This is a genomic window from Metabacillus sp. KJ11-3 (assembly GCF_055808295.1).
In genome coordinates this window covers 664982-684969 of sequence record NZ_CM147865.1, presented here as the reverse complement: position 1 = coordinate 684969, position 19988 = coordinate 664982, and the positions used below count along the sequence as shown (strand labels likewise).

Here is a 19988-nt window from a genome sequence, read left to right as displayed (position 1 = left end):
GTGAGACTGCGATGGTGATATAGGTTAGGAGCTTTGCCTTTTTAATTTTTTTAACAGCTATGAAGAACATTGCTGAGGTGTGATTTAAGAGAATTGTCTTTCATATTGGCTACGAAGGACATAACTGAGGATGATTTAAGAGAATTGTCTTTCATAACTCCTATGAAGGACATGACCGAGGGGAATTCAAGAGTATTTGTCTTTCATAAGACCCGAGGTCTGTCTTTCAATTTGTTGTTATCACAATAAGCTTATATAAAACTTTAAACTTCTTATTTAATAATTTACATCAAACAAAAAAACACTGTTAATAAACAGTGTTTTTTGATATGACCCGTACGGGATTCGAACCCGTGTTACCGCCGTGAAAGGGCGGTGTCTTAACCGCTTGACCAACGGGCCTAAGAAAATGATAAAACTGGCGGAGAAGGAGGGATTTGAACCCTCGCGCCGCTTACACGACCTACACCCTTAGCAGGGGCGCCTCTTCAGCCACTTGAGTACTTCCCCATATATATGGCTCCGCAGGCAGGACTCGAACCTGCGACCGATCGGTTAACAGCCGATAGCTCTACCACTGAGCTACTGCGGAATAGTATAAATGGTGGGCCTAAATGGACTCGAACCATCGACCTCACGCTTATCAGGCGTGCGCTCTAACCAGCTGAGCTATAGGCCCATTTATATTGGAGCGGGTGAAGGGAATCGAACCCTCATCATCAGCTTGGAAGGCTGAGGTTTTACCACTAAACTACACCCGCAATATATGGGGCGGCTGATGGGAATCGAACCCACGAATGTCGGAACCACAATCCGATGCGTTAACCACTTCGCCACAACCGCCATTATTTTATTATAATTTATTAAGTGGTGGCTCGGGACGGAATCGAACCGCCGACACATGGATTTTCAGTCCATTGCTCTACCAACTGAGCTACCGAGCCAATATAGTTTTCGGCTTCCGCTAAGCTTCGAATCTCTTCGTCATCTCCCTCACTCACATCCTCACGTATTCTCATACGCTCCGGTGCTCGCTCAGTCGTTTCCTCGACCTTCTCGCTTATCGAAACCCTCTTACACGATAATTAGGTTACAATAATAATTTGCTTCTTAATAAATATCAATGGCGGTCCGGACGGGACTCGAACCCGCGACCTCCTGCGTGACAGGCAGGCATTCTAACCAACTGAACTACCGGACCATTATTTAAATCTTTCAATTAAATTGGTTGCGGGGACAGGATTTGAACCTGCGACCTTCGGGTTATGAGCCCGACGAGCTACCAGACTGCTCCACCCCGCGATAATATGGAGGTATAAAATTAGCCACTGCTTTTTATTCAAAAGCAAAATGGAGGAGGAAAGGGGATTCGAACCCCTGCGGGCTTTGACACCCCTGTCGGTTTTCAAGACCGATCCCTTCAGCCGGACTTGGGTATTCCTCCGTATAGAAAATGGTGGACCTTGTAGGACTCGAACCTACGACCGGACGGTTATGAGCCGTCTGCTCTAACCAGCTGAGCTAAAGGTCCATCTGGTTTATCAAGAATTTTAAGAATGGTAGCGGCGGAGGGAATCGAACCCACGACCTCACGGGTATGAACCGTACGCTCTAGCCAGCTGAGCTACACCGCCATAGTTAATAGTCATCGTTTTAGATTGGTGGAGCCTAGCGGGATCGAACCGCTGACCTCCTGCGTGCAAAGCAGGCGCTCTCCCAGCTGAGCTAAGGCCCCATGTTTTATATCTAAATGGTCGGGAAGACAGGATTCGAACCTGCGACCCCTTGGTCCCAAACCAAGTGCTCTACCAAGCTGAGCTACTTCCCGTTTTATTGGATAAGGGATATGTGAGGTCAATATCTCAATCTCACGTCTGACTTCCTGCTAGATAATTTTCAATGGCGCGCCCGAGAGGAGTCGAACCCCTAACCTTTTGATCCGTAGTCAAACGCTCTATCCAATTGAGCTACGGGCGCTAAAATTCATGGTGCCGAGGACCGGAATCGAACCGGTACGGTAGTCACCTACCGCAGGATTTTAAGTCCTGTGCGTCTGCCAGTTCCGCCACCCCGGCACTTACTGGAGCGGAAGACGGGATTCGAACCCGCGACCCCCACCTTGGCAAGGTGGTGTTCTACCACTGAACTACTTCCGCTTGATATTAATGGTGCGGGTGAAGGGACTTGAACCCCCACGTCACAAGGACACTAGATCCTAAGTCTAGCGCGTCTGCCAATTCCGCCACACCCGCATGGTGTGATAATGGTGAGCCATGAAGGACTCGAACCTTCGACCCTCTGATTAAAAGTCAGATGCTCTACCAACTGAGCTAATGGCTCATCTTATAATGAGATGTAAAAGTATGTTTCTTCTTGTTTTTGACACCCAAATCTCAGGTCGTTTATTCAAGATGTAGCTCGATTTGTGTGCTGATGTAATGCTACAAAGCTTACTCGGTCGTGCTCTACCAACTGAGCTAATGACTAATTAATGAATAATAATGAGTGGTGCCGGCGAGAGGACTTGAACCCCCAACCTACTGATTACAAGTCAGTTGCTCTACCAGTTGAGCTACACCGGCTTAGTATTATGGTGGAGGATGACGGGATCGAACCGCCGACCCCCTGCTTGTAAGGCAGGTGCTCTCCCAGCTGAGCTAATCCTCCGAAGCACTGGATGTGCAAGTGCATGCGTTGCAACAGGACGTCGCGAATTTAGCATGCCTTCGTTTTGTATAACATTCTATTGCAACCTGGCAATGTCCTACTCTCACAGGGGGAAACCCCCAACTACCATCGGCGCTGAAGAGCTTAACTTCCGTGTTCGGCATGGGAACGGGTGTGACCTCTTCGCCATCATCACCAGATAACTGCGACAAGAATGATTATACTATTTTAAAAGAATTTTTCAAGTCTTTTTTTGAAAAAACTTTATATATTCCTTCAAAACTAGATAACGATACACAATTCAATTCACTAAGCATTCGCTTATTATTAGGTTAAGTCCTCGATCGATTAGTATCAGTCAGCTCCACACGTCACCGCGCTTCCACCTCTGACCTATCAACCTGATCATCTTTCAGGGATCTTACTCACTAATGTGATGGGAAATCTCATCTTGAGGGGGGCTTCATGCTTAGATGCTTTCAGCACTTATCCCTTCCGCACATAGCTACCCAGCTATGCCTTTGGCAAGACAACTGGTACACCAGCGGTGCGTCCATCCCGGTCCTCTCGTACTAAGGACAGCTCCTCTCAAATTTCCTACGCCCACGACGGATAGGGACCGAACTGTCTCACGACGTTCTGAACCCAGCTCGCGTACCGCTTTAATGGGCGAACAGCCCAACCCTTGGGACCGACTACAGCCCCAGGATGCGATGAGCCGACATCGAGGTGCCAAACCTCCCCGTCGATGTGGACTCTTGGGGGAGATAAGCCTGTTATCCCCGGGGTAGCTTTTATCCGTTGAGCGATGGCCCTTCCATGCGGAACCACCGGATCACTAAGCCCGACTTTCGTCCCTGCTCGACTTGTAGGTCTCGCAGTCAAGCTCCCTTGTGCCTTTACACTCTACGAATGATTTCCAACCATTCTGAGGGAACCTTTGGGCGCCTCCGTTACATTTTAGGAGGCGACCGCCCCAGTCAAACTGCCCACCTGACACTGTCTCCCAAGCCGATAAGGCTCGCGGGTTAGAATTTCAATACAGCCAGGGTAGTATCCCACCGACGCCTCCACCGAAGCTGGCGCTCCGGCTTCTCAGGCTCCTACCTATCCTGTACAAGCTGTACCAAAATTCAATATCAGGCTACAGTAAAGCTCCACGGGGTCTTTCCGTCCTGTCGCGGGTAACCTGCATCTTCACAGGTACTATAATTTCACCGAGTCTCTCGTTGAGACAGTGCCCAGATCGTTACGCCTTTCGTGCGGGTCGGAACTTACCCGACAAGGAATTTCGCTACCTTAGGACCGTTATAGTTACGGCCGCCGTTTACTGGGGCTTCGGTTCAAAGCTTCGCTTGCGCTAACCTCTCCCCTTAACCTTCCAGCACCGGGCAGGCGTCAGCCCCTATACTTCGCCTTGCGGCTTCGCAGAGACCTGTGTTTTTGCTAAACAGTCGCCTGGGCCTATTCACTGCGGCTTTTCCGGGCTATTCACCCTAAAAAGCACCCCTTCTCCCGAAGTTACGGGGTCATTTTGCCGAGTTCCTTAACGAGAGTTCTCTCGCTCACCTTAGGATTCTCTCCTCGCCTACCTGTGTCGGTTTGCGGTACGGGCACCTCTCACCTCGCTAGAGGCTTTTCTTGGCAGTGTGGAATCAGGAACTTCGGTACTATAGTTCCCTCGCCATCACAGCTCAGCTTATGTGACAATGGGATTTGCCTCATTGTCAGCCTAACTGCTTGGACGCGCATATCCAACAGCGCGCTTACCCTATCCTTCTGCGTCCCCCCATTGCTCAAATGGTGAGGAGGTGGTACAGGAATTTCTACCTGTTGGCCATCGCCTACGCCTTTCGGCCTCGGCTTAGGTCCCGACTAACCCTGAGCGGACGAGCCTTCCTCAGGAAACCTTAGGCATTCGGTGGAGGGGATTCTCACCCCTCTTTCGCTACTCATACCGGCATTCTCACTTCTAAGCGCTCCACCAGTCCTTACGGTCTGGCTTCTCAGCCCTTAGAACGCTCTCCTACCACTGTTCTAAAAGAACAGTCCACAGCTTCGGTGATACGTTTAGCCCCGGTACATTTTCGGCGCAGAGTCACTCGACCAGTGAGCTATTACGCACTCTTTAAATGGTGGCTGCTTCTAAGCCAACATCCTGGTTGTCTAAGCAACTCCACATCCTTTTCCACTTAACGTATACTTTGGGACCTTAGCTGGTGGTCTGGGCTGTTTCCCTCTTGACTACGGATCTTATCACTCGCAGTCTGACTCCTGAACATAAGTCTTTGGCATTCGGAGTTTGACTGAATTCGGTAACCCGATGGGGGCCCCTAGTCCAATCAGTGCTCTACCTCCAAGACTCTCATTTCAAGGCTAGCCCTAAAGCTATTTCGGAGAGAACCAGCTATCTCCAGGTTCGATTGGAATTTCTCCGCTACCCACACCTCATCCCCGCACTTTTCAACGTGCGTGGGTTCGGGCCTCCATTCAGTGTTACCTGAACTTCACCCTGGACATGGGTAGATCACCTGGTTTCGGGTCTACGACCACGTACTCTGCACGCCCTATTCAGACTCGCTTTCGCTGCGGCTCCGTCTTATCAACTTAACCTTGCACGGGATCGTAACTCGCCGGTTCATTCTACAAAAGGCACGCCATTACCCATTAACGGGCTTTGACTACTTGTAGGCACACGGTTTCAGGATCTCTTTCACTCCCCTTCCGGGGTGCTTTTCACCTTTCCCTCACGGTACTGGTTCACTATCGGTCACTAGGGAGTATTTAGCCTTGGGAGATGGTCCTCCCTGCTTCCGACGGGATTTCTCGTGTCCCGCCGTACTCAGGATCCACTCTGGAGGGAACGAAGTTTCAACTACAGGGTTGTTACCTTCTTTGACGGGCCTTTCCAGACCTCTTCATTTACTCCGTTCCTTTGTAACTCCGTATAGAGTGTCCTACAACCCCAAGAGGCAAGCCTCTTGGTTTGGGCTAATTCCGTTTCGCTCGCCGCTACTCAGGAAATCGCGTTTGCTTTCTCTTCCTCCGGGTACTTAGATGTTTCAGTTCCCCGGGTCTGCCTTTATCACCCTATGTATTCAGGTGAAAATACTACTCCATTACGAGCAGTGGGTTTCCCCATTCGGAAATCTCCGGATCAAAGCTTACTTACAGCTCCCCGAAGCATATCGGTGTTAGTACCGTCCTTCATCGGCTCCTAGTGCCAAGGCATCCACCGTGCGCCCTTAACAACTTAACCTTCGGCGAACGATAAGCTGCAGATTACTTCGTTGGCTTCGCGTTCTGCGGTGCTCATGGACAAAATACGTACACTCCGCTCCTCAAACACTCGCCGCCTCGTACTCTTTGCTTCTCCTTCGCCTTAGGATATCAGTACTTACTGAATATCCGTTCTATTATTAAGAGAATCACTAAACTAAGCGTTTAAACTCAGTGAATTACTTGAATTGTTTTTCGTTATCTAGTTTTCAAGGAACATAAATCACAGGATAATCAAATGCTGAATGCATTTTCACTCCTATGTGTTTTCTTACTTATTGAAAGATCGTATGATCTCTCAAAACTAAACAAAATACCAAGCGTACCTCATATCCTTAGAAAGGAGGTGATCCAGCCGCACCTTCCGATACGGCTACCTTGTTACGACTTCACCCCAATCATCTGTCCCACCTTAGGCGGCTGGCTCCTTACGGTTACCCCACCGACTTCGGGTGTTACAAACTCTCGTGGTGTGACGGGCGGTGTGTACAAGGCCCGGGAACGTATTCACCGCGGCATGCTGATCCGCGATTACTAGCGATTCCGGCTTCATGCAGGCGAGTTGCAGCCTGCAATCCGAACTGAGAATGGTTTTATGGGATTCGCTTGACTTCGCAGTCTTGCAGCCCTTTGTACCATCCATTGTAGCACGTGTGTAGCCCAGGTCATAAGGGGCATGATGATTTGACGTCATCCCCACCTTCCTCCGGTTTGTCACCGGCAGTCACCTTAGAGTGCCCAACTGAATGCTGGCAACTAAGATCAAGGGTTGCGCTCGTTGCGGGACTTAACCCAACATCTCACGACACGAGCTGACGACAACCATGCACCACCTGTCACTTCGTCCCCCGAAGGGGAACCTTCTATCTCTAGAAGTAGCGAAGGATGTCAAGACCTGGTAAGGTTCTTCGCGTTGCTTCGAATTAAACCACATGCTCCACCGCTTGTGCGGGCCCCCGTCAATTCCTTTGAGTTTCAGTCTTGCGACCGTACTCCCCAGGCGGAGTGCTTAATGCGTTTGCTGCAGCACTAAAGGGCGGAAACCCTCTAACACTTAGCACTCATCGTTTACGGCGTGGACTACCAGGGTATCTAATCCTGTTCGCTCCCCACGCTTTCGCGCCTCAGCGTCAGTTACAGACCAGAGAGTCGCCTTCGCCACTGGTGTTCCTCCACATCTCTACGCATTTCACCGCTACACGTGGAATTCCACTCTCCTCTTCTGCACTCAAGTTCCCCAGTTTCCAATGACCCTCCACGGTTGAGCCGTGGGCTTTCACATCAGACTTAAGAAACCGCCTGCGCGCGCTTTACGCCCAATAATTCCGGACAACGCTTGCCACCTACGTATTACCGCGGCTGCTGGCACGTAGTTAGCCGTGGCTTTCTGGTTAGGTACCGTCAAGGTACCAGCAGTTACTCTGGTACTTGTTCTTCCCTAACAACAGAACTTTACGACCCGAAGGCCTTCATCGTTCACGCGGCGTTGCTCCGTCAGACTTTCGTCCATTGCGGAAGATTCCCTACTGCTGCCTCCCGTAGGAGTCTGGGCCGTGTCTCAGTCCCAGTGTGGCCGATCACCCTCTCAGGTCGGCTACGCATCGTTGCCTTGGTGAGCCGTTACCTCACCAACTAGCTAATGCGCCGCGGGTCCATCTGTAAGTGACAGCTAAAAGCCGTCTTTCAATTTTAAACCATGCGGTTCAAAATGTTATCCGGTATTAGCTCCGGTTTCCCGGAGTTATCCCAATCTTACAGGCAGGTTACCCACGTGTTACTCACCCGTCCGCCGCTAATCTTTGGGAGCAAGCTCCCTCAGATTCGCTCGACTTGCATGTATTAGGCACGCCGCCAGCGTTCGTCCTGAGCCAGGATCAAACTCTCCAATAAAGTGTTTGATATAGCTCATGAAAGTTTTGTACTATATAGTACGTTTTTGTTAATCGAAATTAACGTTGGCACGCTTGGTTTTGTTTAGTTTTCAAAGATCATTTGTTTGTCATTCTCTCAGAGGCGACTTTATCAATATAACATCTTACAAACAGCTTGTCAACACTTATTTTTCATTGTTGTTTTTTCTGTTTGTTTTCTTGCTCATCACCACCGCAGCAGCGACGTTTAATAATATATCACGATATTTTTATTACTGCAAGCACTTTTTTCATTTTTATTTATTTTTAAATGAAAAATTGATAGTAAACATCTAATTTAGTCTGCGAACCATCTAGTTGATTATATGATTGTACCAAAAAAGGATACAGAAAACGATCTGTATCCCTATAAGAATGATTATCTATATTTTTAATGCATTCCTTCAACAATAAAGTTCCCAATTATTGTATTGTTGTTCTAACAATACAATTGTTTTATATCCTTCAACATCATTTATATCAAGCAAAATATTCTTCAATATATAGAACGATCTGATTTCTGGAGGAGTCTCTTCTTTTTTAATCGATTCGTCAAATAATGCAGGAGCTAATTTTATATGTTCCTCACAGTAACTTTTCCACTTTTGTAAGTGGCACTTATTTTCATCTGCTGAAACTTCATATATATGTATTAGCTTTTGATAAGCTCGATGAAGAGTAAAAAGACATTTCGAGCGATGGATCACTTCAATAAGTAATGATTCTACTAAATAATATTCTTTGGAATCAAAAGCCCAGGCAGCATTCCCTAAAAGGAAACGACAATCGTCTCTCTTGGTTATTGCCATACTATTGGGATGATCTATATCCTCCCCTTTTATACTTCCCCCAAATGACCACTTTGTACAATTTCGGATAAAAGACCTTTCATGCGGATCTAGGTTATCCCAAAATTCAACAAGTTGTAATTGATGAATGATTCCCCCATACTTCTTTTCTTTTTGCTGAACCTTCAAATTCCTACTAAAAGCAGGTTGTTTGAATTGAAAGATATTTTTAATTCCCATATATTCACCTCGTGGACAATTCTGGTGAATTATATGTACTGCCCTGTTGGATAATTACAATAAATCATTCAGATCTCTCTAATTCTATTTTTTAGTTGTTGATTCGTTAATGATGGTGTATAGTTATGTCTAAAATAAATAATACGTTTAAACCACAGGGGGAGCCTTTTTGCTGAGATTGAATGACTTCGATCATTCTAACCCTTTGAACCTGTTAGTTAATACTAGTGTAGGGATGTGGATGATCATCTATAAATGTAATGTTTGGACTACTTATGATCATTCCAACCATTGCTTTTTTTATTTTATTCACAGAAATGAAAGGTTCCCTTTGGTTTAATAAAAAAGTGAGGGAATAGGATTGCAAAGAAATCAGCGTTTAGTATTTTTAATCGAAGTTGCCATGTTAGGGGCTTTAGCATTTTTATTGGATTTATTATCAGGGGTCATCGGGAAATTACCACAAGGTGGATCTATTTCATTAGGCATGATACCAGTATTTATTATGGCATATCGCTGGGGATTAAAAGGCGGATTATTAACTGGACTTATTTTAGGTTTGTTACAAGCTATTTTTAACCCGTATATTGTTCACCCTGTTCAAGGGTTCCTCGATTATTATTTAGCTTTCACTTTAGTAGGAGCAAGTGGTATATTCTATAAAGCTATACAAAATGCATTAACTAATAAAAATCGAAAAGTGGCCATTTTATTTATAACACTGGGAACCATTTTAGGCGGCATCCTTAGAGCAGCTGCACATATCATTGCAGGAGTTTTCTTTTTTGCTTCTTTCGCACCGGAAGGAACACCCGTTTTGATCTACTCGATCGGATACAATGCTTCCTATATGATTCCTACAATAATAGTTTCAGCCATTGTTGCTAGTTTATTATTACTAACAGCTCCTCGATTGGTAAATAGAAAATAGTTCATTACCTTGGTCTTTGACCAAGGTTTTTGTTTGTCTATTTCATCTATCCCTTATATCTTTTTAAAAAGTTATCATATTCAATCGTTCTCCGGCATGTATTAATAGAAAGACTAGAATGTATATAACGGAGGACAAAAGATGAGTATATCCCTGGCTATTATTCTACTAACTTTATTTCTATCTTTATTTCACTTTTCCTATGGATATAAGGAAGCTATTCGAATTAGTAATGAAGAAGGACCTGTTCACGGTTTGTCTTTAATTATCAGCTTCCCCTTGGGTTTTGTATTTGCTTATCTATGTTCAATTTTTTACTTGCAATAAATTCCAGAGGATGGATCATAGGGTTCGGAACCCTATGATCCATCCTCTTTTCATGCATAATCACCGTCATTTTTTTAGGGCCTTGTTCATATGTATAAAGAATATAAAAGATCACCTATCTTGGAGGTCACATTGAAAACATTTATCCGGGTCTTAAAGAATTCAATCTATTTTTCACTAGTTTTTTGTGTACTTTTTGTCATTTCTGTATGCATCCATTTATTTTTCAACATAAAAATTTCTACATCTTACAGCATCATCATGACGCTGCTTTCCTTTTTATTTTTTTGTTTTTGTCTTTATTTAATTCTTTGCCCAAAGAAAGATTTTATATTTATAAACAAAAGAAATGGTATTCTACCGTTTATTTTGCTAACCATTAGTTCGACTTTTTTATCTATCTATTTTTTATCCATCAATCTTATGATTGCAACAGAGCTTGGAGAAAACCTGACTATTGAAGAAAAATACCAATTATATCTGATTCCTTTTCAAAAGAAAACTGTCACGCTGGCTGATTATCAAGAGATGAAGGAAGATAAATTGACGTCTACATATGGTCATGTAGATATTTATCATGATCCGGAAGAAATCGAATTAATTCCTATAATTGAAGATTCACTTGATAAAGCTGATAAACTTACAACGGCGATTTTCGGAGAGGTGAAAGATAATCAAATTGATTTAATCCTTCATTCCTCAACTCAAGAATTATATGAAAAAACATCATTAATTGAAACAATGGGATATTTTGATGATCCAAACAACATAATAGGTATCGCCATTACAGACAAATCAAACATCCTCGCTGATCAGATGCCTCAATCTTTTTATTTTCAAAGTACACTTCTACATGAATATACACATTATCGTTTACAAGCATTTATCAAGCAACAAGGCCTCTATGTATATAGAATTCCTTTATGGTTTCATGAAGGCGTTGCAGAATACGTCGGAATGTATAATGTAGCCCATAGATATTATCCTTTTCAAGAGGTTGAATTTGTAAATCTTGATAGCCACCAAGATTGGGAAAAGTATCGATTAGAGGAGTATGATGTTTATTTACAGAGTTATTATGGAATTAAATATCTTGTTGATCAATATGGAGAAACTATGATCAAAACAATTGTTATCGAAACAGCAAAGGAAAATAATTTTGATAAAGGATTTTTGAAAGCAACCGGGATAACAATTGATGAGTTACAAGAACTGTATGTCAAAGATGCAAAACAATCCTATACAGAATAAAGCCTCCAATTTACTAATTGGAAGGCTTTATTTCTTTTTGCATCACTTTTAATATTTTCCTCTCAAACACATAGAAAATGATGCCTAACATAATGATCATTCCTCCTATAACCTGCGGAAGAATCATTTTTTCTCCTAATATATAATATGCAAGAATAATAGATCCTACCGGTTCAAAGAGAATCATGACTGAGATGGTATTCGTACTTACCCACTTTAAAGACCAATTAAAAAGCGAATGACCTAAGAGAGTTGCAACAACTGCTAATAACAGAAAATACAGCCAATCTTCCTTTGGATAAGGCCCTAATGGATATTGCAATAAAAGACAATAGCATAATAGAGTAATTGAGCTTATTCCATATACAATAAACGTGTATAAAGTTAAAGAATGACGTTTTCGTATTCCTTGCCCAAATAAAAGATATGCCGTAATCATCGCACATGCCGCTAATGCCAATAAATCTCCGATTAATGCAATACCGCTTATTTTAAAATCTCCCCAGCTGATTATCACACTTCCAGTTATAGCGATCAATCCACTAATAATGGCCACAAAGGACACTTTTTCTTTAAAAAACAGAAAAGTACCGATAAATGCAAACAAAGGCTGAAGGGTCACTAATACAACTGAACTAGCCACAGATGTGTAATTTAACGATTCAAACCATAGGATAAAATGAAAGGCTAATAATACGCCTGCGATTGTTGAATAGATCCAGTCCTTTTTTGAGAGATTTTTCATTTCAGAGAAATGTCTTAAGAAGAAGATCGGCGCAATAAGAACTATTGAAAACAACAGCCGATAAAAAGCAATAACAGGAGCTGGAGCAGTTGCTAACTTTACAAAAATGGCTGATGTAGAAACAGCAATAACCCCAACAATTAATGCAGCATAAGGTAGAAATCGTGGTGATGATTCCACTTGTTTTCCTCCAATCTTTCACGATAAAAAGCTTTCAACATTTTAACACGAAAGATTAAGTTGCAGCATGAAAGTTTTTGTAAAAGCAAAATTTAGGAGAGGATGACTATATGATAAAGTCATCCCCTTCCATCTATTTATGTAAATGGTTTCCTTTGTGATGCCTTTCTTGATGTCTCATAAAGTGTAAATCCCGATTTTCATCATCAAAAGGAAATAGCTTTTGTTTTTTGGCTTCTTCTTTGTAATTAATGAAAATATCCTCTAAAATTTCCTGGGTTGATTTATTTTTCACATCAATCCCCAGCTTTTCCGCAGTTTGCAGAGTCTTTTTATCGATAACTTCCCGGGCAATTTCTTTTAATTCCTTACCTTCTGTATTAATTCCTAATTCCTTTGCAGCGTTCATTACACTGACTTCAAATATTTCTCTACTTATGTTGTCTAATGATTTACCCTGTGTATCAATATTGAGTTCTTTTGCCTTATTCATAATGAGTGTTTCTCGGATTTCATCTGCGATTTCTTTCATTTCTTTTCCATCTGTTTTAATCCCTAATTCTTTTGCTTTGTTTAAAATATGTAATTCTCTAATTTCCTTTGCAATTTCCTCAATCTTTTTTCCTTCCGTTTTAATTCCCAGCTCTTTTGCTTTTTCTAAAATTTTCGCCTCATGAACTTCGCGAGCTAAAACCTCTGTATCTTTTCCTTTTGTTTCTATCCCTAATTCTTCCGCACGTTTTTTAATGATTTCCGGATTCATTTGATGTCTTTTATGATGAAACTCTTCCTTATCAAGACCTATATCCATAAGTGTGGGTTCATCTTTAGTACTATTTTCCGCGAACGCATCATTTACACCTATTAAACTTAACGTTAAAACACTGGCAGACACCAATATACCCAATTTCCTATTCATTTTTCACTACCTCCTAAATTTTGTTACCTTTATTTCCAAACGATACCTTCTCCATTTATAGTCTCCAATATTCTTAAAATAATTGTTAAAAATATGTTTCATTTTTTCGACATTACCTAAAATGGTGTGTACACTTGGGCATAACATATATAATGTGAAATAGATAACATGTTTACGACTAAATAATTGTTAACTAGTCATTAGGAGTGAAATTAGTGAAAACGGTTCTCGTTATAGGTGGCGGCATTACAGGTCTTACTGCCATGTATTATTTACAAAAATATAAAAATGAACAAAAACTGGACTTACAACTCATTCTTGTTGAGAAAAGCAAGCAATTAGGTGGAAAAATTCGATCAGTTCACCATGAAGACTTTATAATGGAAACAGGTGCGGACTCGATTGTTGCACGAAACGAAGGTGTTATGCCGCTAATTAAAGAGTTACAAATGGAAGATGATATTGTATACAACGAAACAGGTATTTCCTATATTTATACAAAAAATGAACTAAAGCCAATTCCTGCAGATTCCGTTTTTGGAATTCCTACTAGCATAAAATCATTATTCAGCAGTACTTTGATCTCTCCGAAAGGAAAAATGGTGGCATTAAAGGACTTTGTCACAAAAAACAAACACTTCACAAGTGAGGATTCCGTCGGAGAATTTCTTGAGGCTTTTTTAGGAAATGAAATCGTAGAAAATCAAATATCACCTGTTCTTTCGGGTGTTTATTCCGGTAAACTTAATAAACTTACCATGGCTTCTACCCTTCCCTATCTACTGGAATATAAAAATCAGTACGGAAGTATTATCCGTGGAATGTCTAAAAACAAAGCAAAATTCCAATCATCTAGTAATAAAAAATTTGTTTCTTTTAAAGGTGGACTTTCAGCGATCATTGATACACTTGAAAAACAATTAACAGATGTAGACATCCTCACAGGAGTGAAGTCAAACAGCATAAAGCATATTGAGAACAAATATGAAGTTACATTGGATAATCATGATACAATCTCAGCGGATTTTGTTGTTTTAGCAACACCTCATGATGTAGCGCAGAAAGTTTTAAACACTATTGAACTAGATCAAGAATTTAATAAATTAAAGAACTCATCACTTACTAGTGTTTATCTTGGCTTCGATATTCCGGATGATAAACTCCCTGCAAACGGCACCGGTTTTATCGTAACAGAAAATAGTGATCTTCATTGTGATGCTTGTACTTGGACTAGCAGGAAATGGACACATACGTCCTCAAGGAGAAAACTTCTCATTCGCCTATTTTATAAGAGCTCCAATCCTTTTTATGGAACATTAAAGAAAATGAGTGAGCAGGAAATGATCCAAACAGCGTTAACAGATATTGACAAAAGTCTTGGAATTACCGCTCAACCGATCACTGTTGAAGTAACGAACTGGGACAATTTAATGCCTAACTACCATCTAGAGCATAATCTTGCAGTGACCTCACTAAGTGAAAAAATGAGTAAAACATTCCCAAATCTTTTTATCGCTGGTGCCTCTTATTTTGGAGTAGGTATTGGAGCATGTATCAAGAACGGAAAACAGACAGCAGAAAAAATTGTCGATTTTTCATAAGTAAAAGCAGTGTAATCACTATCGATTACACTGCTTTTTTTTATATGGTGCCTCGGTAAACTTGACCTACCATGCCTTTTTCTTTTGTTTTCACTTTAAAAAGCCCACCAGCTTGAGGATTTAAAGCTAACTCTTCTTCAGTTAAGCCTTGCCTAGCTGTTGTAATAAACAACTCATCTAAATCCTTCCCTCCAAATGTACATGATGTAACATTTGATGCTGGCACATGCACTTCATCTAACTGTTTTCCATTATGAGGGTTCCATCGCGTCACCCTGGAACCTCCCCAATGTGCAACCCATATCATTCCTTCCTGATCAATTGTCATTCCATCCGGGGAACCGATTCCGTTTGGAATTTGCACGGCAGTTTCTTTATAAACGATATCTCCTGTTTGTTGATCATAACGATAGGTTGACACCTCACCTGTAGGAGTATCAATATAGTACATATATTTTTGATCAGGACTCCATGCCAAACCATTTGAAATGGTGACAGGTGAAATCATTCTTTTCAATTGTCCATTAAGATCTACTCGATATAATGAGCCCATACCTTTTTTAGCACCAACGTCCATCGTTCCTATATACAAACGTCCAGAAGGATCACACTTTCCATCATTAAACCGATTATGTGGTAAATCTCTTTCCGGATCACCTATTAAGGTCAATTCGTTCGTTTCTAAATCAAAAAGATGGATGCCATTTTGAAGACCTACTACCAATCGGCCATCTTCCGCCGGTATGACTGCACCAATATAATGTTCTAACTGAAACGTGTCATTATGATGGTTTTCAGGATTGTAACGATGTAGCTTTTTACTAATAATATCAACCCAATATAGAACATGTCCGTCCCAATGGGGCCCTTCTCCTAACATTGCCTTTTCGTCAATAACTAGTTCTGCTTGATATGCCATACTTCTTCCTCCCCCTTGCATTACCTTTCATCATTCCATAAAAATAACGAGAATCCTTCTTTCTTATAATGAAACTGACTCGGCTTGGCTGAATTGACTTTCATATAAGTCCGAATAAAAGCCTCCTGCCGCTAAAAGCTCTTCATGAGTTCCTTTTTCAATAATATTACCTTGATTCATTACTAGAATGAGATCTGCATCCCGAATCGTAGACAAACGATGTGCAATAACAAAACTTGTTCTACCTTTTAATAGATTGTTCATCGCCTTTTGAATGTTCATTTCTGTTCTTGTATCAACACTGCTCGTTGCTTCATCAAGTATAAGAATTTTTGGATTAGCGATAATTGCTCGAGCAATCGTAAGAAGCTGACGTTGTCCTTGAGAAAAATTTGTCGCATCCTCCCCAAGCATCGTGTTATAACCGTCAGGAAGTGTACGAATGAAATCATCTGCATAGGCATTTTTTGCTGCATCTTCAATTTCTTGATCTGTTGCCTCCTTATTTCCATAAGCAATATTTTCACGTATCGTGCCATTAAATAGCCATGTATCCTGTAAAACCATTGCAAACAAACTTCGAACCTGCTCCCTGCTCATATCTGATAAACTAACACCATCAACCTTTATTGATCCTTTATCTAGCTCATAAAATCGCATTAATAAATTGACAATCGTTGTTTTCCCCGCCCCTGTTGGCCCAACAATTGCCACTGTCTGGCCTTCATTTACTTCCAGACTTACATCATGAATGATTGGATGTTTTTTATCATAACCGAATTGAATATGGTCGAACTCTATATGTCCCCGAAGTGAAGATACTTGAAGTGAAGCATCTTTTTCTTCTTTCTCCTCTTCTTCATCTAATAAAATAAACACACGTTCAGCGGAAGCAATCGCAACCTGTATCATATTGGCTATCCCTGCTACCTGTGCCAAGGGGTGTGAAATTTGCTGAGTGTATTGAATAAAAGCTTGAACATCACCAACACGGATGCTTCCATTTAATACGAGTAACCCACCAGATATCGCAACAATTATAAATCCCAGGTTTCCGACAAACCCCATTAACGGCATCATGAGGCCAGAAATAAATTGGGCTCTCCAGCTTGAGTCATAAAGTTGATCATTAATTTTATCGAAGGTTTCGATCGACTTCTCCTCACGACCAAATGCTTTTATGACTTGATGTCCAGTGAACATTTCTTCTATATGTCCATTTATATTCCCAAGTTCCTCTTGTTGTTTAACGAAATGTTTTTGTGAAAATTTTGTTATAAAACCTGCCACAAATAAGCTTAAAGGAATTGTCACTACTACAACTAAAGTTAGCACTGGGCTTATTACAAGCATCATGATGATAATACCGAGAATGGAGATAACAGAGTTAATCACTTGTGTGAGTGCTTGTTGTAATGAGTTATTGATATTGTCGATATCATTTACAGCTCTACTTAATAAGTCACCATGTGAATGTTGATCAAAATACTTAAGAGGAAGCCGGGATAATTTCTCATTTACTTCCTTCCTCAATTGAGCAACCGTTCTCTGTGAAATGGACGCCATAACATATTGCTGTAAATACGAAAACAAAGATGAAAATAAGTATAAACAAATAAGAAGCAGCAAAATTCTTGCAATATAGTCAAAATCAACAGATGTTCCCGTGCTAAAGCTATCAAATATAGATGAAGTTGCGTCACCTAAAAGCTTTGGACTAATAACATTGAACAGTGTTGAAAAAATCGCTGCAATCGTGACAACAATCAGGCGGTTTTTCCAAGGTTTTAAGTAACCTAGCAGTCTTTTAAATGTTTTCTTAAAGTCCTTTGGCTTTTCAACTGCCATCATTCCATGTCCATGAGGACGACCGCCTCTCATAGGATGTCCGCCGCTTTGGTTTTTCTCACTCATGCACTCACCTCCCCATTCTGTTGAGAAGCAACAATTTCCTGATAAATTTTATTAGTTTCCAGCAATTGCGCATGTGTCCCAATACCTGCAACTTCTCCTTCATTTAACACGATAATTTTCTCAGCATCTTTTACCGTATTCACACGCTGAGCAACAATGATCAATGTCGCTTCAGCTGTTTTAGATTTTAGGGCATCTCTTAGGATACGATCTGTTTTATAATCTAAGGCTGAGAAGCTATCGTCAAACAAATAAATTTGAGGTTTTCTGATAAGCGAACGTGCAATTGATAACCTTTGCTTTTGTCCGCCCGAAAGGTTTACACCCGCTTGTTCAAGTGTACTATGTATCCCTTTTTCTCTCTTTTCTACAAAGTCAATTGCTTGTGCGGTTTTTAATGCTTCATAGATTTCCTCTTCGGTTGCATCTTCTTTTCCAAATGCAATATTTTCAAAAATAGTTCCACTAAATAATGTTGCCTTCTGAGGAACATAACCAATTTTGTTTCGAAGAGTACTTTGCTTCATGTTTTTTATATCCTGCCCATCTATTAGTATCTCTCCACTTTCCACATCATAAAAACGGGGAATTAACTGAAGGACTGTCGTTTTGCCCGAACCGGTACTTCCTATGATCGCTGTGGTTTCTCCTGGCATCGCAGTAAAAGAGATTTTTTTAAGGACAGGCTTTTCCGCCCCTTCATAACGAAATGTCACATCTTTAAATTCAATCCTCCCATGATTTTGCTTAGGTATCATTTCTTGGACTGGATCTGTTATCATCGGTTTCGCTTGTAATACTTCACTTAAACGTTTAGCAGAAACTTGTGCACGCGGAATCATAATGAAGGCCATTGATAACATAATAAGCGACATTAAAATCATGGCTGCATATTGAATAAATGCCAGTAAATTCCCTACCTGCATTTCTCCTTGATCGATCCTACTCGCGCCAAACCACACAATCGCAATATTTGTAAAGTTCATGATGATCAACATAATCGGAAACATAAACGCCATTAGCTTACCAACTTTAATTCCAGTATCTCGAAAATCATCATTCGCTTGATTAAATCGTGTTCTTTCATGCTCAACACGGTTAAAAGCCCGAACAACACGAACTCCTGTTAGCGCTTCCCTTAAAATCAGTGTTAAACGATCTGTTTTCTTTTGCATAGCCGAAAATAACGGAATCGCTTTTCTGGCCACAATAAAAATAACAAGAGCCAAGATAGGCAAAGCAACCAGAAATATAAGTGATAATGTACGATCACGAGACACGGCTAAAATCACTCCGCCAACTAACATTAACGGTGCCCTTGTCATCATTCTCTGCATCATATTAATCACATCCTGAACAACCTTCACATCATTTGTTGTTCTCGTAATAAGTGATGCAGAACCAAACTTTTCATATTCCTCAAGAGAGAAATGCTCAATATGAACAAATAAATGTCTTCTCATATCACGCCCAAACCCTAGCGATACCTTTGAAGCAAAATAACTTACCCCCACCATTAAAATAATTGCTATAAGAGAGCAAACTAACATCCATCCCCCGGTTTGCAAAATAAAAGATACATCAGAGTTGACGATTCCTACGTCTACAATCTCAGCCATCAATGTTGGCAAATAAAGCTCAAATAGTATTGCAACTAACGAAAACAACAGAACAAGAAAAAGCTGCTTTCTATAAGGCTTTAAATATTTCATCATTTCTACCATTCGGTCACCTCATTGCACATTTTTATACTATGATCATTATAATATAGGTCTTATAGTTAACCTAATGAAATGTTAGATTTGACCAAAGGCTTTCTAGTTTAAAATTCTCATTAAGTGGTAAAAGACTAGTATGGTTGATTTTTACTAATAAGGAGAAAGGTGTGGTTTTAATGCCATGGAACAAAAGTGATTATCCTCCCTCTATGAAAAATCTAACTGAATCAACTAGAACAAAAGCAATTGAAATTGCTAATGCTCTTTTAGAAGAAGGTTATGAAGAAGGAAGAGCCATTAGCATTGCTATTTCTAAAGCAAAAGAAGTGACGAACTCTATAGATACATCAGAAAATGACGTAACCTATCACTTAGTCCCTCATAGTGGTGAATGGGCAATAAAGAAAGAAAACTCCAAAAGAGCAACCGAGGTGTTTCAAACAAAAAATGAAGCTTTGGTAAAAGGAAATAAACTCGTTAAAAAGAATAATGCTAGACTTATTGTTCATAAAAAAGATGGAACGATTGAGAGAGTAAGTTGAAAGCTTCAGAGAAAATAGCGGTTTTGGTAAACAAATCCGCTATTTTTTTCTTGTCAA

General features: G+C 41.0%; 10 protein-coding genes, 21 tRNA genes, 3 rRNA genes and 1 riboswitch. Of the genes, 4 read left to right on the top strand and 30 right to left on the bottom strand.

What is annotated here, in order from left to right:
* Positions 1-330: 330 nt before the first annotated feature.
* The 25 genes from AC0L8O_RS03585 to AC0L8O_RS03465 all read right to left on the bottom strand — a co-directional run bounded on the left by AC0L8O_RS03585 (position 331) and on the right by AC0L8O_RS03465 (position 8884).
* Positions 331-402: transfer RNA gene (locus AC0L8O_RS03585), tRNA-Glu, on the bottom strand.
* Between the two features lie 17 nt (positions 403-419).
* Positions 420-510, bottom strand: a tRNA-Ser gene (locus tag AC0L8O_RS03580).
* A 7-nt stretch (positions 511-517) separates the two neighbouring features.
* A tRNA-Asn gene (locus AC0L8O_RS03575) sits at positions 518-592 on the bottom strand.
* Between the two features lie 10 nt (positions 593-602).
* Positions 603-679: transfer RNA gene (locus AC0L8O_RS03570), tRNA-Ile, on the bottom strand.
* An 8-nt stretch (positions 680-687) separates the two neighbouring features.
* Positions 688-761: transfer RNA gene (locus AC0L8O_RS03565), tRNA-Gly, on the bottom strand.
* Positions 762-767: 6 nt separating this feature from the next.
* Positions 768-843, bottom strand: a tRNA-His gene (locus tag AC0L8O_RS03560).
* 25 nt (positions 844-868) lie between these two features.
* Positions 869-944 (bottom strand) — tRNA-Phe (locus AC0L8O_RS03555).
* Positions 945-1124: 180 nt separating this feature from the next.
* A tRNA-Asp gene (locus tag AC0L8O_RS03550) sits at positions 1125-1201 on the bottom strand.
* 24 nt (positions 1202-1225) lie between these two features.
* Positions 1226-1302, bottom strand: a tRNA-Met gene (locus AC0L8O_RS03545).
* A gap of 49 nt (positions 1303-1351) precedes the next feature.
* Positions 1352-1444, bottom strand: a tRNA-Ser gene (locus tag AC0L8O_RS03540).
* Between the two features lie 10 nt (positions 1445-1454).
* Positions 1455-1531, bottom strand: a tRNA-Ile gene (locus tag AC0L8O_RS03535).
* Between the two features lie 26 nt (positions 1532-1557).
* Positions 1558-1634: transfer RNA gene (locus AC0L8O_RS03530), tRNA-Met, on the bottom strand.
* A gap of 25 nt (positions 1635-1659) precedes the next feature.
* Positions 1660-1735, bottom strand: a tRNA-Ala gene (locus AC0L8O_RS03525).
* 16 nt (positions 1736-1751) lie between these two features.
* A tRNA-Pro gene (locus AC0L8O_RS03520) sits at positions 1752-1828 on the bottom strand.
* Positions 1829-1900: 72 nt separating this feature from the next.
* Positions 1901-1977, bottom strand: a tRNA-Arg gene (locus AC0L8O_RS03515).
* Positions 1978-1986: 9 nt separating this feature from the next.
* A tRNA-Leu gene (locus tag AC0L8O_RS03510) sits at positions 1987-2075 on the bottom strand.
* Positions 2076-2081: 6 nt separating this feature from the next.
* Positions 2082-2156, bottom strand: a tRNA-Gly gene (locus tag AC0L8O_RS03505).
* Positions 2157-2166: 10 nt separating this feature from the next.
* Positions 2167-2252: transfer RNA gene (locus AC0L8O_RS03500), tRNA-Leu, on the bottom strand.
* A 12-nt stretch (positions 2253-2264) separates the two neighbouring features.
* Positions 2265-2340: transfer RNA gene (locus tag AC0L8O_RS03495), tRNA-Lys, on the bottom strand.
* Positions 2341-2506: 166 nt separating this feature from the next.
* Positions 2507-2582: transfer RNA gene (locus AC0L8O_RS03490), tRNA-Thr, on the bottom strand.
* A 9-nt stretch (positions 2583-2591) separates the two neighbouring features.
* Positions 2592-2667 (bottom strand) — tRNA-Val (locus tag AC0L8O_RS03485).
* A gap of 84 nt (positions 2668-2751) precedes the next feature.
* A 5S ribosomal RNA gene (gene rrf, locus AC0L8O_RS03480) occupies positions 2752-2867 on the bottom strand.
* A gap of 128 nt (positions 2868-2995) precedes the next feature.
* Positions 2996-5926: ribosomal RNA gene (locus AC0L8O_RS03475) — 23S ribosomal RNA — on the bottom strand.
* A 359-nt stretch (positions 5927-6285) separates the two neighbouring features.
* Positions 6286-7836 (bottom strand): 16S ribosomal RNA (locus AC0L8O_RS03470).
* The 16S, 23S and 5S rRNA genes sit together here with 21 tRNA genes alongside, the layout of an rRNA operon.
* A 424-nt stretch (positions 7837-8260) precedes the next feature.
* The gene (locus AC0L8O_RS03465; protein WP_473446617.1) at positions 8261-8884 is read right to left on the bottom strand and encodes a hypothetical protein; all 624 of its coding nucleotides are present in this window, start codon (positions 8882-8884) and stop codon (positions 8261-8263) included.
* 147 nt (positions 8885-9031) lie between these two features.
* Positions 9032-9137, top strand: a riboswitch (TPP riboswitch).
* A 108-nt stretch (positions 9138-9245) separates the two neighbouring features.
* Between AC0L8O_RS03465 and thiT the strand changes: the two genes are divergently transcribed.
* The gene (thiT, locus tag AC0L8O_RS03460; protein ID WP_473446616.1) at positions 9246-9815 is read left to right on the top strand and encodes an energy-coupled thiamine transporter ThiT; all 570 of its coding nucleotides are present in this window, start codon (positions 9246-9248) and stop codon (positions 9813-9815) included.
* 459 nt (positions 9816-10274) lie between these two features.
* Entirely contained in the window at positions 10275-11393 is a 1119-nt protein-coding gene (locus AC0L8O_RS03455) for a gluzincin family metallopeptidase (protein WP_473446615.1), read from the top strand.
* A gap of 13 nt (positions 11394-11406) precedes the next feature.
* Here the strand turns inward: AC0L8O_RS03455 and AC0L8O_RS03450 are convergent, their stop codons facing one another.
* Together AC0L8O_RS03450 and AC0L8O_RS03445 are read right to left on the bottom strand one after the other, a co-directional pair.
* Positions 11407-12318 carry a DMT family transporter gene (locus tag AC0L8O_RS03450; RefSeq protein ID WP_473446614.1) on the bottom strand — a complete coding sequence of 304 codons (912 nt, stop codon included), beginning with the start codon at positions 12316-12318 and terminating at the stop codon, positions 11407-11409.
* Positions 12319-12451: 133 nt separating this feature from the next.
* A complete protein-coding gene (locus AC0L8O_RS03445; protein ID WP_473446613.1) occupies positions 12452-13237 on the bottom strand; it encodes a hypothetical protein in 786 nt (261 codons plus the stop codon).
* A 215-nt stretch (positions 13238-13452) separates the two neighbouring features.
* On the opposite strand from AC0L8O_RS03445, the gene AC0L8O_RS03440 reads away from it, so the two are divergent.
* Positions 13453-14838 carry a protoporphyrinogen oxidase gene (locus AC0L8O_RS03440; RefSeq protein WP_473446612.1) on the top strand — a complete coding sequence of 462 codons (1386 nt, stop codon included), beginning with the start codon at positions 13453-13455 and terminating at the stop codon, positions 14836-14838.
* A gap of 40 nt (positions 14839-14878) precedes the next feature.
* Here AC0L8O_RS03440 and AC0L8O_RS03435 read toward each other — a convergent pair whose 3' ends face one another.
* The 3 genes from AC0L8O_RS03435 to AC0L8O_RS03425 form a co-directional block, all read right to left on the bottom strand.
* On the bottom strand, positions 14879-15757 hold the full coding sequence (locus AC0L8O_RS03435; protein ID WP_473446611.1) for an SMP-30/gluconolactonase/LRE family protein: 879 nt from the start codon (positions 15755-15757) through the stop codon (positions 14879-14881).
* Between the two features lie 63 nt (positions 15758-15820).
* Positions 15821-17671, bottom strand: a complete 1851-nt coding sequence (locus AC0L8O_RS03430; RefSeq protein WP_473446610.1) for an ABC transporter ATP-binding protein — start codon at positions 17669-17671, stop codon at positions 15821-15823.
* Positions 17668-19395, bottom strand: coding sequence for an ABC transporter ATP-binding protein (locus AC0L8O_RS03425; protein ID WP_473446609.1), 1728 nt, complete (start codon positions 19393-19395; stop codon positions 17668-17670). The genes AC0L8O_RS03430 and AC0L8O_RS03425 overlap by 4 nt, the downstream gene beginning before the upstream one ends.
* A 170-nt stretch (positions 19396-19565) precedes the next feature.
* On the opposite strand from AC0L8O_RS03425, the gene AC0L8O_RS03420 reads away from it, so the two are divergent.
* Positions 19566-19931: a DUF2188 domain-containing protein gene (locus AC0L8O_RS03420; protein ID WP_473446608.1), complete on the top strand. Its 366-nt coding sequence runs from the start codon at positions 19566-19568 to the stop codon at positions 19929-19931.
* Positions 19932-19988: the final 57 nt, after the last annotated feature.

Coding starts and splice junctions, on each gene's coding strand:
- AC0L8O_RS03430 (WP_473446610.1), bottom strand. CDS start 17,671: ATGAGTGAGAAAAACCAAAGCGGCGGACATCCTATGAGAGGCGGTCGT.
- AC0L8O_RS03435 (WP_473446611.1), bottom strand. CDS start 15,757: ATGGCATATCAAGCAGAACTAGTTATTGACGAAAAGGCAATGTTAGGA.
- AC0L8O_RS03445 (WP_473446613.1), bottom strand. CDS start 13,237: ATGAATAGGAAATTGGGTATATTGGTGTCTGCCAGTGTTTTAACGTTA.
- AC0L8O_RS03465 (WP_473446617.1), bottom strand. CDS start 8,884: ATGGGAATTAAAAATATCTTTCAATTCAAACAACCTGCTTTTAGTAGG.
- AC0L8O_RS03420 (WP_473446608.1), top strand. CDS start 19,566: ATGCCATGGAACAAAAGTGATTATCCTCCCTCTATGAAAAATCTAACT.
- AC0L8O_RS03425 (WP_473446609.1), bottom strand. CDS start 19,395: ATGGTAGAAATGATGAAATATTTAAAGCCTTATAGAAAGCAGCTTTTT.